Below are 13681 nucleotides of genomic sequence, written 5' to 3'. Positions count from 1 at the left end.
GTCCCGACTGGCGGGACGCCCTGATCAGCGGCGGCGGCGTGCGACGAGCAATACCCCGCCGCCGGTGAGCAGCACGGCCACCGCGGCGGCGACCTGGGTGCCGGTGCCCGTCCGGGCCAGCTCCTCCGCGAAGGGGAACCGGTCCTCGCGGGGCGGGACGGAGGCGTCGGGGTCGGGATCGGGGTGGGGATCGGAGTCGGGGTGGTCGGGATCGGGCCGTGTTTCGGTGTCCGTGTCGGTGCCGGTCCCCGCGTCACCGCCGGCGATCCCGAACCGGTAGTCGTCCGACTGCCCCACCCAGTCGCCGTCGTCGTCGTGCCGCTGCACCACCGCGGCGTTGGCCGTGACGTCGTTGGGCACGGCGTCCGAGGTGAGCGCGAGCCGCACCTTCACGGTGACGGTCCTGCCCGGCCCGACCGTGAACCCGGCGAACCGGTCCTCCTCGCCGGTGAACGCCCCGACGAGTTCGTCCTCGCCGGTCTTCTCGAACCGCACGGGGTGGGCCCGCGGGCCCTCGAAGAATTCGAGGCGAGGCTGCGACGGTTCCAGGGCCCGCTTGTCGTCGACGAGTACGACGACGGGGTGGATGCCGGTGCAGGTCCGGTCGGTCGTGTTGGTCAGGTCGACGTACCAGGTCCCGAACCCGCCCCCGGCCGTGTAGGTGTCCGGCCCCCCGTGGATGCGGGTGGTGAGCGGGAAGGTGTGGTCGTCGGGCGCGGCACAGGCGGGCGCAGGGGCGTCCGCGTGCGCCGGATGAGCACCGGGGAGCAGGACGGCGGCCGCCGCTGCCGCCGCCAGACAGAGGTGAGCGGGCGTGCAGAGTCGCATGATGATGTGACATTCCGACCGGCAGGCCTCGCGAGACGCTCCCAAGGCGAACCGCCCCCGAACGGCGGCACGGATCCGCCCGGTCGGCGGAGGCGCTCAGCGGCGGCCCAGGGCTTTCGCGCGCGTGTGGGCCCAGCCTGCCAGGCAGGCGCCGACCACGGTGAGGACCGCGTAAGTCAGCAGCAGCGGGACGAAACCTCCAGGCAGCCCTCCCAGCAGGCCACGCTTGTCGTCGATGAGGAGCCGGGCGAGCCCCTGGACGCACACCGCCAGCAGCAGCATGCCGAGAATCTGCAGGACGTCGTGTTTCATGGCTTCCTTTCCTCAGCGAGTGACGTTACGAACGTATCAAGCGAGGGAGGCAGATTGTGCTTCTATCAGGCCCTATCCCCTACTTACGTCACACTTTCTCAACCCGCTAAAGTGCAGAGGTGCGTGACGAAAAGATGCGGACGTGCCCGGTGTGCGGCACCGCCCTCGCCCGTCCGAGCCGAGGCCGTCCGCCCCTCTACTGTTCGCGGAGCTGCCAGGGCCGGGCCTATCGCCGGCGCAGGCAGCCGCTGCCCGAACCGGGCACGCCCCCGGCGTCCCGGCCGACGGACGTCCGGGCGCGGCAGCGGCGCCGGATCGCCGAGGCGGTGTGGCGGATCGCGGCCGGGCAGGGCCTGGACGCGGCGAGCATGCGCAGGATCGCGGCGGAGGCGGGGGTGTCACTGCGGGTCGTGCAGTACCACTTCGACTCCAAGCACGCCCTCCTGGTCGACGCGCTGCGCCTGCTGCACGAGGAGAACGAGCGGCTGGCCCGGGCGCGCATCCCGTACGACATGACGGACCCGCGCGAGTTGCTGCGTGCGCTGCTGGACGAGTTCCTGCCGCTGGACGAGCAGCGGGCCTTCGCGCTGCGCGTGTTCACGGCGTACTACGCGCGCAGCCTGACCGATCCCGAGCTGGCGGCGGTCTTCCTGGCCGCCGAGCAGCCGCTGGAACAACTCGTCGCGAGCATCATCGGGGCCGGCGAGGCGGCGGGGAGCACGGCCCCGGGCATCGACCGGGCACACGAGGCCGACCTGCTGGTGGCGGGAGCCATCGGGCTGGGCCTGGACGTCGTACACGAACGCCGGTCCCTCGCGGGGGTGCGGAGGGTGTTGGATTATCACCTGGGCAGGATCTTCCCGAACGGAGTCGGCCCCGACTCCCGAGACCCCGAGGGCTGCGGGGTCCGCCGGACCGGGCATCAACACCCACCGCCCGAACACCAGCCGAGAACCGGCTGAGCCGCTCCCGGCGCCGGCATCGTGCCCAGGCCGTCGCCGACCGAACAGCGGCCAAGCCCCTGGACCGCCCGCCACCCACCACCCGGCGCTTCAGCCGCCCCCACGACCAAACACGGGCCCCAGCACCAGCAGGCGTGGCGCCGGCCGAAGGCACGTACGGATCGCGGCGACCATGGCCATCGTGCCCGGCACGCTCACCGCGGCCCTGGACATGGCCGACTTCTTTGTCGCTCTCACCCATATGAAGCCGGAGTGGGCTGATCCGTGGACGGCGCTACCGACACGCCGCTCCTTCTTCCCTTACTCACCCTGACCCCGGACACTGCGCGACCGTAGGCGTATCGAACTGGTGAGTGTGGTTGCTGCCTTGGGCGTCATGTGGAGATGTGCCTTCCTCGGGTCTTCTGTCGGCACCTAATGAGGCCGGGCCCGTCAGCGCGGTGATCGCTTGACGGACCCGGCCGTGAGACACGCCTCGGGATCAGCGTGCAGGTGCGTTGGCTGACAGCGTCTTGAGTAGTAGGAGTGTCCGCCCCAGGAGATCGGTCCTACGGCAGTGACCTTGAAGGCGAGTGTGATGCAGCGCTTCTTGCTGTTGGCCTTGGCTGCGGCTTTCTGGAAGAAGCCGGAGCGTGCCGCTCCGACCACGGCGAAGGCGGCTCCGTACGGACCAAGCAGGGCGACAGCCCCCCAGAACGGGCCCCAGTACCAGTGGGCGCTGCGTCCGAGCTTCGCGGTGTGCGAGCGGTTGAACCGCATTTGGACTCTGACGTGGTACTTGGTTTTCCCCCACCAGGTCTTGGTGGTCCAAACCTTGGTGTAGAGGCTGCCCCACTTGTAGTACCTGGTCTTGGTCTTGCTCCAGCGGCCGTCGAGGTCGTGGCGGTTGACCGGGTCTGCGTGGGAGTACTCGTAGGCGTTGCGGTTGCCGCCGTAGACCGGGTCCGTGGACAGGAAGCGGCCGGTTGACGGGTTGTAGAGGCGCACGCCCATGAGGATGGTGTTGGTGGGCGTCTCAGCCGAGCGCTGGTAGGAGCCGAGCCAGCCGTAGCGGCCGCTGCTGCCGCCGCGATGGTTGCCGTATTCGTCCGTGCTGAGGGCCGTGGGTGCCACGGCCGTGTCCAGCGGGAAGATGAGGCTCACATCTCCGTGCAGGTTGCTCAGTTGAAGCAGCACCGAGCCCGAGGAGTTGGTCGTGGCGGCCAGGCCGTCGGTCAGGCTCGTGACCATGCGTGAGACCGAGCCGGAGGCGGTCGGAGATCCAGCGCGGGCTGTCGGTTGAGCCTGCGTAGTGGTTGACGCTGGCTTCCGTCTGGGTCCACGTGCCGGAGGCGTTGGTCTCCCTGACCGTGCTGCGGAACCGCCCGGCGGCGTCCAGCGACCAGGTCTGGCGAGTATCACCGGTGGTCTGCCGGTAGGCGAGGTCGGTGGTGTAGTACTCCAGCGTCGTCCCACCGGGCATGTTGGTGGTGCGGCCGAAGGCGTCGTAGCTGTATCCGCTGTCGACGATCCGGTCGGCGCTGTCGAATGCCGACGTGGCGGTGGTTCCGCCGGTCGTCGGGCAGTCCGCGCCCGGAGCACCATGCGTTGTGGCGAGTGAGGTGCGGTTGGTGCGCTTGTCGAACTTGTAGCCGCGTGTGGTGCAGACCCCGTTGTACCGGTCGTCCACGTGGGTCAGCCGGCCGATGGCGTCGTAGCGGTAACTCTGCTCCTCGGCGGCGCCGACGCCGCCGGAATGGGATGCCCCCCTGGCCGTGCGCGGTAAGGGTGGCCGCGTCCGACATGATGACGGCCTGGTCGGAGTCGCGGGTATAGAGCCGCTGGGTCGGAAGACCGGGCTTGCCAGCGGTCTGGGTCATCGTGTAGCCGCCGGGCAGAGTCTCCTTCACCAGGTCGCCATCGACGTCGTACGACGCCCTGAACGTGCCGGCGACGGAGTCGGTCATCGCGGTGGCCAGACCGCGGGGCTCGGCGGAGTGGTCGTAGGTGTAGGTGACCGTGGAGGGAACCGAGTCAGACACCTTCAGCGGACGGTCGAAGCTGTCGTACTCGGTCTTGGTGACGCCCCCGTCGGCATCCGTGTGTCGACGACGTCGGCGGCCGAGCGCGCAGCGGTCGCGTACGGCTCGGGGGCGGGGTCCGGCGTGTGACCGGCGACCACGGCGTCCTCGGCGTCTTCGACCTGTGGGCCGAGTCGGCGGTCGTTCGAGAGGCCGGCCGAGCCAATCCACCACCCGGCGCTTCAGCCGCCCCCACGCCCGAACACCGGTCCCAGCACCAGCTCGGCCGCGCCCACCGCCACGGCCCCGCCGCCTCCGGCCGCGACGCGCACCGGTACGGCGTCCTGGCCCGTGCGCCGGGCCCAGGCATGCAGCACCGCGCCGACGCCGTCCGTGAAGGCCTCCGGGGCCGCCGCCACCGTCCGGCCACCGAGCAGGACGACGTCGATGTCGAGCAGCCCGACGAGGTTCGCCGCGCCGGCGCCGAGGACCCGTGCCGCCTCCCGCAGATCACCGCGTGCCACGGCACCGAGGCACAGTGCCTCGACACAGCCCCGGTTCCCGCAGGTGCAGGGCGGGCCGTCGAGCTGGATCACCTGGTGGCCGAACTCCCCGGCCCCGGTCCTGGCCCCCCGGTGCACGCCGCCGCCGATGACCAGCCCTGCCCCGAGCCCCGTGCCGAGGTGCAGGTACGCGAAGGAGCCGCCCTCACCCCCGGCGGCGAGGCCCAGCGCCGCCGCGTTGGTGTCCTTGTCGACCACGACCGGCACGCCGAGCCGCTCCGCCAGAGCCTCCCGCAGCGGGAAGCCGTCCCACTCGGGGAATCCGGTCACCCGGTGCAGCACTCCCCGGGCATGATCGAGCGGCCCGGGCAACGCGACGCCCACGCCGAGCAGGGCCGGGTCCGGGTCGGCCGACCCCGGTCGAATTTCGTCGAGCCCGGTCGGCAGCAGCCTCGTCACCGTCTCCCGTACCTCCCCCAGCACGGCCTCCGCCCCCGCCCCCAGGTCCAGGGCGGCACGCCGCTCCCCCACGACTGTGCCCCGCAGGTCCACGAGCACGGCCCGTACCTCGTCCCGGTCCAGGTGGACACCGACCGCATGGCCGGCCTCCGGCACCAGCCGGAGCACCGTGCGCGGCTTGCCCCCGGTCGACGCGCGGCGCCCGGCCTCCGCCGCGAGGCCGTCGTCCCGCAGCCGGGCCGTGATCTTGCTGACCGCCTGGGGGGTGAGCCCGGTGCGCTCGGCGAGTTCGAGCCGGCTGATGCCCTGGTGCCCGGCCGTGCGCAGCAGGTCGAGCACGAGCGCGGCGTTGTGGCTGCGCGGGGCGAGCAGGTTGGCCCCGCCAGCCCCCGGCCCAGCCGACCCGGATGCCCCCGACGCTCCCGCCCCGCGCATGCCGCCCACTCCGCCCGTACGGTCGTCCGCCCTGTTCACGCCCCCATTGTCCCCGGCGCTTGCACTTTGGCAACAGCGTTGCCAAAGTGGACGGCATGACTGGCACACCCCTCGGCACAGCCCCCGGCTCGCCCCTCCGCGTCGGCCTCGTCGGCTACGGCCTCGCCGGCTCCGTCTTCCACGCCCCGCTGATCGCCGCCACGGAGGGCCTCGCCCTCGACACGGTGGTCACCTCGAACCCGGAACGGCAGCAGCAGGCCCGTGCCGAGTTCCCGGACGTACGCCTCGCCGCCTCACCGGACGAGCTGTTCGCCCGGGCCGCCGAGCTGGACCTGATCGTCGTGGCGTCCCCGAACAAGACGCACGTGCCGCTCGCGACGACCGCGCTGCAGGCCGGCCTGCCGGTCGTCGTCGACAAGCCCGTCGCGGGCACCGCGGCCGAGGCCCGCGAGCTGGCCGCCCTGGCAGAGGAGCGCGAGCTGCTCCTCTCCGTCTTCCAGAACCGCCGCTGGGACAACGACTTCCTCACCCTGCGCAAGCTGCTGTCCGAGGGCGAGCTGGGCGACGTATGGCGGTTCGAGTCCCGCTTCGAGCGCTGGCGTCCGAAGCCGAAGGGCGGCTGGCGCGAGTCCGGCGACCCGGCAGAGATCGGAGGTCTGCTCTACGACCTCGGCAGCCATGTCGTGGACCAGGCCCTGGTCCTCTTCGGCCCGGCGGCCTCCGTCTACGCGGAGACGGACATCCGCCGCCCGGGCGCCGAGACGGACGACGACACCTTCATCGCGATCACGCACACCGGCGGCGTCCGCTCCCACCTCCACGTCTCCGCGACGACCGCCCAACTCGGCCCCCGCTTCCGCGTCCTGGGCTCCACCGCCGGTTACGTCAAGTACGGCCTCGACCCCCAGGAGGCGGCGCTCCGGGACGGCCTGCGCCCCGGCCCCGGCTGGGGTGCGGAGCCGGAGTCGCTGTGGGGCCGCGTCGGCTCCGGCGAGTCCCCGGTGACCGGCGGCGGCCGCCCCGAACCCACCCTCCCGGGCGACTACCCGGCTTACTATGCGGCCGTGGCGAAGGCCCTGTTGGAGGGCGCCCCGAATCCGGTGACCGCACGGGAGGCGGCCGCCGCCCTGGACGTACTGGAGGCCGCCCGTCGTTCGGCCCGCGAGAAGGTGACGGTGACGCTGTGACCCACAAGAGCAACCCCTCCCACAGCCAGGGGCTCACCCCGAAGTTCCACCCGGAGCTCACCCCGAGCCTGGAGGAGCTGGAGAAGCAGGAACGCCACCTGGTGTTCCGCCAGTTCACGCACGACGACGCCTGGGCACTCGGCTCGCTCCTCGTCGAGCTGGCCCGGCAGCGGCAGGCCCCGGTCGCCATCGACATCCACCGCTCCGGCCAGCAGCTGTTCCACGCGGCCCTGCCGGGCTCCTCCCCGGACAACGACGCCTGGATCGCCCGCAAGCGCCGGGTGGTCGAGCGCTACGGCTCCGCCTCCTACCTGGTGGGCGCCCGCTTCCGCGCCAAGGGCAGCACGTTCGAGGAGTCCTCGCGGCTCGACCCCGACACCTACGCGGCCCACGGCGGCTCTTTCCCGATCACCGTCGAGGGCGTGGGCGTGATCGGCGCGGTGACGGTGTCCGGGCTGCCCCAACTGCAGGACCATCGGCTGGTGGTGGAGGCGCTGGAGCGGTTCCTGGACCGCTGACTCCCGTTCCCGGAACGAGCCCGGAATGAGCCCGGAATGACCGGGGACCCTCTCCGGTTGGCATCTGCGTACGCGTGATCGACAACGGCGCCCACCGGAGGGACCCCACCCCATGACCACCCCGCTGAAGGAGACCGTCGGCCGGTACGGCATCTGGAGCGCAGGCCTGCGCTCGGAGGACCCGGACCGGCGCGGCGAACTCGCCGAGGCCGCCGCCGAACTGGAGGAACTCGGCTACGGCGCCGTCTGGCTGGGCGGCAACAGCTCCGCCGCCAACGCCGCCCCGCTGATCGAGGCGACCTCGACGCTCACGGTCGGCACCAGCATCCAGAGCATCTGGCAGCACGAGCCGGACGCCGCCGCCACGGCCTTCGCGGACCTGGAGTCGGCCCACCCCGGGCGTTTCCTGCTGGGCCTCGGGGTGAGCCACGCCAAGCGGGTGGAGCAGTACGCCCGCCCGTACTCGGCGCTGGTCGGCCACCTCGACGGCCTGGACGCCGCCGGAGTCCCGTCGGACCGCCGGCTCCTGGCCGCCCTGGGCCCGAAGTCGCTGCGGCTGGCCCGCGACCGGGCGGCGGGCTCGATCCCGTACCTGGTCACCCCGGAGCACACGGCGCACGCCCGCGAGATCCTGGGCGACGCCCCGCTGCTGGCGCCGGAGCTGGGCGTCGTCCCGGAGACGGACCCGGTCCGCGCCCGCGCCCTGGCCCGCGAATTCCTGGAGATCTACCTCCCCCTGCCGAACTACACCAACAACTTCCTCCGGCACGGCTTCACCGAGGACGACCTGTCGGACGGCGGCAGCGACCGCCTGGTCGACGCCCTGTTCGCCTGGGGCGACGACCAGGCGATCCGCACCAGGATCGACGCCTTCTTCGAGGCGGGCGCGGACCACGTCGCCCTCCAGATCCTGACCGGTGAACCCCGCGACACCCTCCCGAGGAAGGCGTGGCGGGAGGTGGCGGCTCTGCTCGCCTGAGCTGCTTCCGTCAGGGGTGGTCCGGCAGGGCCCGGTTCAGATCAGGGCCATGACGGTCAGAACGGTCGAGCACGCCGCGGCGCCGGCCGGCCACAGCAGCCACCTGCGGCGGCCGTCGGCGACAGCGGCGGCGACCAGGATCTGCGCGATGGCGGCCATGGCTGCCGCCGCGCCGAGGTACACGCCGCGGCTGCTGGCCAGCTCCGCGAAGGACACCTGGCGTTTCTGCTCGTCCCGAAGGTCCGACAGGTGCTCGGGATCCTCGGCCAGAGTAGTCACCGTCGCGGCGTCGACGCGGTCGGCGCGGGTGGGAGGACGCCCCATGTACTCGGCGATCTCGCGCACCCGTTCCGCGGCACGCGTCTCGACGGCGGCCACCACTCGCTCGTGCCGTGCCTGGCCGGGTGTGATCCCGGTTTCCAGCGAGGCGCGTTCGCGGGCCATCGCCCGGAGTTCGGTGAGTTCCGCCGTTCGGCGGCTCTCTCCCAGGAATGCCATGCGCTGGCCGAAGGCCAGAGCAGCGGTACCCAGCTGGGTGGCCTTGCGGGCTGCCTCCGCCTGGGCCCGCTGTTCGCCGCCGGCCGCGTAGACGGCCCCGAGGGGAAGCACCATCAGCAGGACGACGATGAGCAGTTGGAGCAGCGCGGCGGTGCGGCTCTCTGCGCTGCGCGTGAGGGCCGGCTGAGGGATGAGCTGCAGATTCCTGATGACGCGCCGACGGTCCGGCCCCGGTGGTCTGCGCAGGGCGCGTGGCCGCACCACGTTCGCGGCGGCCACCCCGGCGATGACGGCCGCCCCGGCGAGCGCCGCGAACCCGAGTCCCCACCTGACCCATGTGTCCCCGGACCGCATCGTCGCCTCTGGCGCGAGGCCGTAGCGTGCGGGTTTGTCCCTTTGCAGGTCGGCGAGTCGGCGGGGCAGGTCGTAGCCGAGTTTCCGGTGCCGGTAGGCGTCGTGCAGGAAGCTCCCGGAATCGGCGGTGCTGCGCAGGGCGAACGCGGTCTGGGCGGCGATCTCGTACTCCGACGCGGCGGTCCTGCCCTCGTGGCGGACCGGTCTCAGCGCGTCGGCGCGCGCCGAGGCCGCGGCCACCTCGAACGCGAGGCGCGCGTCTTCGGTGTAGACCGTGCGCACATCGTCCAGCAGGGTCTCCTGACGCGTGATCTCCTGGCGCACCGCGTCCTGGTACGTCCCGGAGGCCTCGCTGAACGCCCATGCGGACAGAAGCGTCGCCACGGTGATGACGGCGAGCAGGACGATCTGGACCCGGATGCGGGGGGCGAACCGCGAGGTCGACGGGTTCACGGCGACCGCCGCTCGTAGGTGACCCTCAGCCCCTTCCGGTCGGTGAGAGCGAGGACGTCGCCCGTCACCTCCCACGTGTGACGCTGCGGGGTGCGCGCGGCGGGCCTCTTGGAGTAGTCGCCTTCGGGATCGCCCGGGTCCCGACGGGAGGTCTCGGCCTTCCCGGGCGTCATGACGAGCTGTGCCCCTCGGACCCGTGTCGTGCCTTCCGAGGCGTGAGTGACCTGGACGATGCCGTCCGGGGAGTCGTAGGCGAGGACGCCCGTGAAGGTGTAGCCGCCGTCGGCCCGGAAGCGGTACGTGAGGGCGGCGTCGCTGTCCTTCGAGTCGCTCAGCCAGGTCCCCACGAGGCCCTGCGGGAGCGCCTGTCCAGGCGGATCGGCATGCGTGGTGCCCGGCGCCGGGGTGGGCGAGGCCGTACGGGGCGTGGGCCCCGGGCCGGGCGGTTCGCCTCCGGAGGTGCAGGCCGTCACGCCCATGAGCAGGGCCACGAGAAGCAACGGGCGGAGCGCACCGGTGACAGCCATCTCAGCCACCGGCGATCTGGCGCACGTAACTGATCCCGTCCAGCCTGAGATTCTCGAACGTGTACCCGTAGCCGGCGTCGAATTCCTCGATCGACCAGTACGCGTAGGGGATGGGGCCTCCCGGCACGTACAGGGTCATGGAGGTGCCTTCGACCACCGCTGATCCTTCGAGTACGAGACCGTTGTTGTAGATGAGGCTCACGTCGCCACCGCTGGAGAAGCGGATCTTGTCGAACCGCACGGAGGTGCCGTCCCCGTCCCATTCGCCGACCAGTTCACCGGGAACGGATCCCTCCGGCGCGGCGAACGCCGATGACGCGGGGGGCTCCGGCGTCGAGGGTGAGGGCGGTTCGGTGATGTCGTCGGCCGGTGTGGCGGAGGGCGGTTCGGTGATGTCGTCGGCCGGTGGCGCGGAGGGCGGCTCGGAGATGTCGCGGCTAGGTTCGGTGCGGGACGGAGGGCCCGGCGGCTGCCCGGAACCTCCGGATGCCCCCGCGTCCCCGGAACCACCTGAGTCCCCGCAACCCGCGACGACCGCGACCACCAGTACTGCTCCTGCTATGCCGCGCATGCCGCGCGCGCGTAAGAACGTCATGAGCTGAGCCCTGTCTCTCGAGAGAGGGCGGGGACTGCCCGCCCGGCGATGTGCGGGCCGTCTCTACTCGGCGACGACGAACCGGAGACGGCGCCGGGTCCTGGGCTGCCGCGGGCCCGGCTCTCGGCGGCCGCGCAGCTCCTGGACGAGAGCCACGAGTGCGGTCAGAGCCCAGGCGCCGGAGAAGACCGTCAGCTGGGCATCCGCCCCGAAGGCCAGCCAGCCGATCCCCAGTCCGGCCAGCGTGATGCCGGAGGCCGCCAGAAGAGCCGAGTGCCGCCGGGTGCACAGAGTCCTGACCAGGCACAGGACGGCGAGGACGAGGACCGGCACGGCGAGGAAGGACATCGGCTCGTGCCCCGTGTAGTCCATGGAGACCATGGCCGACGCGGGCTCGTATCCTCCGTCGTAATCCTCCTCGAACAGCGTGTGGCCGGAGGGGTCCTCGGGCAGTTCGTAGTAGTCCTTGTAGTAGGGGCCGTAGAAGTGGAGGGGGCCGTCGAAGTCGTCCTCGGAGACGAAGGCGTAGTCGCTCTCCTCGGCCGCCGCCCCGGCGGTGACGCCTGCGGTGACCAGGGCACCGGCGCCCCACCACAGAAGCGTGGAGGTCAGGGGAAACCAGCGGAATGCGGCCAGTCCGAGCACCGCGATCGCCGCCAACGGCACGAGGTAGTCGGCCGACGGGTCGAGGTCCTGGTGGCCGAGGACGACCACGGCCGAGACCAGGAGGCCCAGCAGGGCCGTCACGCGGTTCCCGGCCGGGAGTCGTCGTCGCCATCCGCGCGGGGACCGCTCTGCGGCGGCGTCGGTCGGTTCGGGGCAGGTGGAGGTGGCGGTGGCGGTCGACGCCGAGGAGGCGGCGGTTGTCCGATCGCCGTGGCCGGCCGCCGCCTCGCCAGGGCCGGTGGGAGGCGGCGGAGGTGTGGAAGCGGCCTGCCTCGGCACCGAGGCGGCCTGGGTCGGCTGTTCGGCCAGCATCGTCCGCCCGGGCCCGGCTTCTGACGGCGGCGGGACCGGCGGGGCCGGGGGCACCGTCGGCAGGGCGGGGACTCTGATCCCCGCTCGGGCCAGCGCCTGCTGCATCTCGCCCATGCCGGCGAAGCGCTCCTCCCGGTCCTTCGACAGCGCCCGCAGCACGACCTCATCGACCGCCGACGGGATCTGCGGCCGCAGCTCGGACGGGGTGACGGGCTCCTTGCTGATGTGCTGATGCATCACCGCGAACGGGGAGTCGCCGAGGAAAGGCGGGCGTCCGGTGAGCAGTTCGTACAGCAGGCAGCCCACGGAGTACTGATCGGAGCGCCCGTCGACCGCTCCACCGGTCAGCTGCTCCGGTGACAGGTAGGCCGGGGTCCCGACCGTCATTCCGGTCGCGGTCAGGCGGGTGGTGGTCTCTGCCACCACCTTGGATATCCCGAAGTCCAGGACTTTGACCCCGCCCTCGGAAGTGAGCATCACGTTGGAGGGTTTGATGTCCCGGTGCACCAGGCCCTGACCGTGGCTGTGGGCCAGGGCATCCGCGATTCCCCGGCTGATGTCGAGAGCACGGTCGACCTTGAACGGCCCCTCGGCCAGCGCGTCCGCCACGGTGCGGCCGTCGATGAACTCCATGACCAGGAAAGGGGTCGCCTCGCCCTCCCGCACGTCCTCGCCCACGTCGTGCAGCACGGCGATGTTGCGGTGGCTGAGCGAGGCGATGGTGCGGGCCTCCCTGCGGAACCGGACCCGGAACTCCTCGTGCCTGGTCAGCTCCGGCGGCAGGACCTTCACGGCGACCACACGGCCGAGTTCCCGGTCCGTGGCGCGCCAGACCTGGCCCATGCCGCCACGTCCCGCTTCTTCGATCAGCTCGTACCGCTCCGCAAGTACCCGCACGGTGCCCCCGTTCAGCGTCAGGGTGCGAGACCGGCGCGACAGCCCCCTCCGGAGCGCGCCCTGCTCGGTCCACCCGACGGCCAACCGTACTGGCTGATTTCCGCACATCGAGCGGTATGAGAGTCCGAATAGGAGCGCGCGCTTTTCACGCGCTCCTATCGCGCACAACTGCGCTGGGGGCGCATTTCACCCTGCTGTCCTCACGCCATGCGCCGTCCGGAAGGGGGCAAGCCGAGCTGTCTGAAGCCGCAGTCACCGAATTTGCCTCCGGCGGCTGGTCCGCCGCGAAAGGGCGCCGTCCGCTCGCGCGGGGCCGCCCCTCAGGCGTCCTTGAACTCCTGCCGCTGCCGCCCCAGCCCCTCGATCTCCAGCTCCACGACATCCCCCGCCCGCAGGAACGGCTTGGGCTCGGGCGCGCCCAGTGCCACCCCGGCCGGCGTCCCGGTGTTGATCACATCGCCCGGGTACAGCGTCATGACCTGGCTGAGGTACCGCACGACCTCCCCCACCGGGAAGATCTGCTCGGCCGTCGTCCCGTCCTGCTTCAGCTCCCCGTTGACCCAGAGCTTCAGGGACAGGTTCTGCGGATCGCGCACCTCGTCCGCCGTCACGAGCCACGGCCCCAGCGGATTGAACGTCTCGCAGTTCTTCCCCTTGTCCCAGGTCCCGCCGCGCTCGATCTGGAACTCCCGCTCGGACACGTCATGCGCCACGGCGTACCCGGCGACATGCGCCAGGGCCTCCTCCGTGGACCCGAGATACCTGGCCGTACGCCCGATGACGACGGCCAGCTCGACCTCCCAGTCGGTCTTGAGGGACCGCCGCGGCACGAGGACCGTGTCGTCCGGCCCGACGACCGTGTCCGGCGCCTTCATGAAGACGACCGGCTCTGCGGGCGGCTCGGCGCCGGTCTCACGCGCGTGGTCGTGGTAGTTCAGCCCGATGCAGACGATCTTGCCGATGCGCCCCAGTGGGGGCCCGATCCGCAGCCCGGTGGCGTCCAGAACCGGCAGGTCACCGGCGTCGGCGGCGGACCGGACCCGGCCGAGCGCGTCCTCGTCGGCGAGCAGCGTGCCGTCGATGTCCGCGACGACGCCCGACAGGTCCCGCAGGGCCCCCTCGGCGTCGAGCAGCGCGGGCCGCTCCGCCCCCGCCGTACCGACTCGCAGCAGCTTCATGATCAGTCTCCCTCGATC

At 71.8% G+C, this 13681-nt stretch carries 14 protein-coding genes; 5 read left to right on the top strand and 9 right to left on the bottom strand.

Translation table 11 applies throughout. The annotated features are described in order from the left end of the window. Positions 1-24: 24 nt before the first annotated feature. Both ACFY9S_RS00865 and ACFY9S_RS00860 read right to left on the bottom strand, forming a co-directional pair. Positions 25-828 (bottom strand): LPXTG cell wall anchor domain-containing protein, encoded by an 804-nt coding sequence (locus ACFY9S_RS00865; RefSeq protein WP_391121001.1) that lies wholly within the window; start codon positions 826-828, stop codon positions 25-27. Positions 829-924: 96 nt separating this feature from the next. Then, the gene (locus ACFY9S_RS00860; RefSeq protein WP_391120998.1) at positions 925-1140 is read right to left on the bottom strand and encodes a hypothetical protein; all 216 of its coding nucleotides are present in this window, start codon (positions 1138-1140) and stop codon (positions 925-927) included. Between the two features lie 119 nt (positions 1141-1259). On the opposite strand from ACFY9S_RS00860, the gene ACFY9S_RS00855 reads away from it, so the two are divergent. Next, positions 1260-2102 (top strand): TetR family transcriptional regulator C-terminal domain-containing protein, encoded by an 843-nt coding sequence (locus ACFY9S_RS00855; RefSeq protein ID WP_391120996.1) that lies wholly within the window; start codon positions 1260-1262, stop codon positions 2100-2102. Between the two features lie 172 nt (positions 2103-2274). Further along, a complete protein-coding gene (locus tag ACFY9S_RS00850; protein WP_391120993.1) occupies positions 2275-2415 on the top strand; it encodes a hypothetical protein in 141 nt (46 codons plus the stop codon). 119 nt (positions 2416-2534) lie between these two features. On the opposite strand, the gene ACFY9S_RS00845 is transcribed toward ACFY9S_RS00850, so the two are convergent. Further along, on the bottom strand, positions 2535-3332 hold the full coding sequence (locus ACFY9S_RS00845; protein ID WP_391120990.1) for an RHS repeat-associated core domain-containing protein: 798 nt from the start codon (positions 3330-3332) through the stop codon (positions 2535-2537). A 1012-nt stretch (positions 3333-4344) separates the two neighbouring features. Next, positions 4345-5499, bottom strand: coding sequence for an ROK family protein (locus ACFY9S_RS00840; protein ID WP_391122879.1), 1155 nt, complete (start codon positions 5497-5499; stop codon positions 4345-4347). Between the two features lie 95 nt (positions 5500-5594). Between ACFY9S_RS00840 and ACFY9S_RS00835 the strand changes: the two genes are divergently transcribed. The 3 genes from ACFY9S_RS00835 to ACFY9S_RS00825 all read left to right on the top strand — a co-directional run bounded on the left by ACFY9S_RS00835 (position 5595) and on the right by ACFY9S_RS00825 (position 8183). Next, positions 5595-6686 (top strand): Gfo/Idh/MocA family oxidoreductase, encoded by a 1092-nt coding sequence (locus ACFY9S_RS00835; RefSeq protein ID WP_391120987.1) that lies wholly within the window; start codon positions 5595-5597, stop codon positions 6684-6686. Further along, positions 6683-7204, top strand: a complete 522-nt coding sequence (locus ACFY9S_RS00830) for a heme-degrading domain-containing protein (protein WP_391120984.1) — start codon at positions 6683-6685, stop codon at positions 7202-7204. Before ACFY9S_RS00835 ends, ACFY9S_RS00830 begins: the two co-directional genes overlap by 4 nt. 112 nt (positions 7205-7316) lie before the next feature. After that, the gene (locus ACFY9S_RS00825) at positions 7317-8183 is read left to right on the top strand and encodes a TIGR03620 family F420-dependent LLM class oxidoreductase (RefSeq protein ID WP_391120981.1); all 867 of its coding nucleotides are present in this window, start codon (positions 7317-7319) and stop codon (positions 8181-8183) included. A gap of 36 nt (positions 8184-8219) precedes the next feature. Here ACFY9S_RS00825 and ACFY9S_RS00820 read toward each other — a convergent pair whose 3' ends face one another. From ACFY9S_RS00820 to ACFY9S_RS00800, 5 genes are all read right to left on the bottom strand, one after another. Beyond that, positions 8220-9488 carry a hypothetical protein gene (locus tag ACFY9S_RS00820; protein ID WP_391120978.1) on the bottom strand — a complete coding sequence of 423 codons (1269 nt, stop codon included), beginning with the start codon at positions 9486-9488 and terminating at the stop codon, positions 8220-8222. Beyond that, positions 9485-10015 (bottom strand): hypothetical protein, encoded by a 531-nt coding sequence (locus ACFY9S_RS00815; protein WP_391120975.1) that lies wholly within the window; start codon positions 10013-10015, stop codon positions 9485-9487. The genes ACFY9S_RS00820 and ACFY9S_RS00815 overlap by 4 nt, the downstream gene beginning before the upstream one ends. 1 nt (position 10016) lies before the next feature. Next, complete coding sequence (locus tag ACFY9S_RS00810) at positions 10017-10610, bottom strand: hypothetical protein (protein ID WP_391120972.1); 594 nt, start codon at positions 10608-10610, stop codon at positions 10017-10019. Positions 10611-10673: 63 nt separating this feature from the next. After that, positions 10674-12485: a protein kinase gene (locus ACFY9S_RS00805; RefSeq protein WP_391120969.1), complete on the bottom strand. Its 1812-nt coding sequence runs from the start codon at positions 12483-12485 to the stop codon at positions 10674-10676. Positions 12486-12805: 320 nt separating this feature from the next. Further along, on the bottom strand, positions 12806-13663 hold the full coding sequence (locus ACFY9S_RS00800; RefSeq protein ID WP_391120966.1) for a fumarylacetoacetate hydrolase family protein: 858 nt from the start codon (positions 13661-13663) through the stop codon (positions 12806-12808). Positions 13664-13681: the final 18 nt, after the last annotated feature.

Origin of the sequence: Streptomyces sp. NPDC012474 (assembly GCF_042955185.1) — a bacterium.
In the GTDB taxonomy this organism is placed as follows: domain Bacteria; phylum Actinomycetota; class Actinomycetes; order Streptomycetales; family Streptomycetaceae; genus Streptomyces; species Streptomyces cahuitamycinicus.
The sequence above is the reverse complement of the archived record's forward strand: the minus strand, read 5'-3'. Positions and strand labels throughout refer to the sequence as shown.

What these genes read in the sequence shown, in the direction of transcription:
- ACFY9S_RS00865 (WP_391121001.1), bottom strand. Translation starts at nt 828, where the DNA reads ATGCGACTCTGCACGCCCGCTCACCTCTGTCTGGCGGCGGCAGCGGCG.
- ACFY9S_RS00860 (WP_391120998.1), bottom strand. Translation starts at nt 1,140, where the DNA reads ATGAAACACGACGTCCTGCAGATTCTCGGCATGCTGCTGCTGGCGGTG.
- ACFY9S_RS00850 (WP_391120993.1), top strand. Translation starts at nt 2,275, where the DNA reads ATGGCCATCGTGCCCGGCACGCTCACCGCGGCCCTGGACATGGCCGAC.
- ACFY9S_RS00845 (WP_391120990.1), bottom strand. Translation starts at nt 3,332, where the DNA reads ATGGTCACGAGCCTGACCGACGGCCTGGCCGCCACGACCAACTCCTCG.
- ACFY9S_RS00840 (WP_391122879.1), bottom strand. Translation starts at nt 5,499, where the DNA reads ATGCGCGGGGCGGGAGCGTCGGGGGCATCCGGGTCGGCTGGGCCGGGG.
- ACFY9S_RS00835 (WP_391120987.1), top strand. Translation starts at nt 5,595, where the DNA reads ATGACTGGCACACCCCTCGGCACAGCCCCCGGCTCGCCCCTCCGCGTC.
- ACFY9S_RS00825 (WP_391120981.1), top strand. Translation starts at nt 7,317, where the DNA reads ATGACCACCCCGCTGAAGGAGACCGTCGGCCGGTACGGCATCTGGAGC.
- ACFY9S_RS00815 (WP_391120975.1), bottom strand. Translation starts at nt 10,015, where the DNA reads ATGGCTGTCACCGGTGCGCTCCGCCCGTTGCTTCTCGTGGCCCTGCTC.
- ACFY9S_RS00810 (WP_391120972.1), bottom strand. Translation starts at nt 10,610, where the DNA reads ATGACGTTCTTACGCGCGCGCGGCATGCGCGGCATAGCAGGAGCAGTA.
- ACFY9S_RS00800 (WP_391120966.1), bottom strand. Translation starts at nt 13,663, where the DNA reads ATGAAGCTGCTGCGAGTCGGTACGGCGGGGGCGGAGCGGCCCGCGCTG.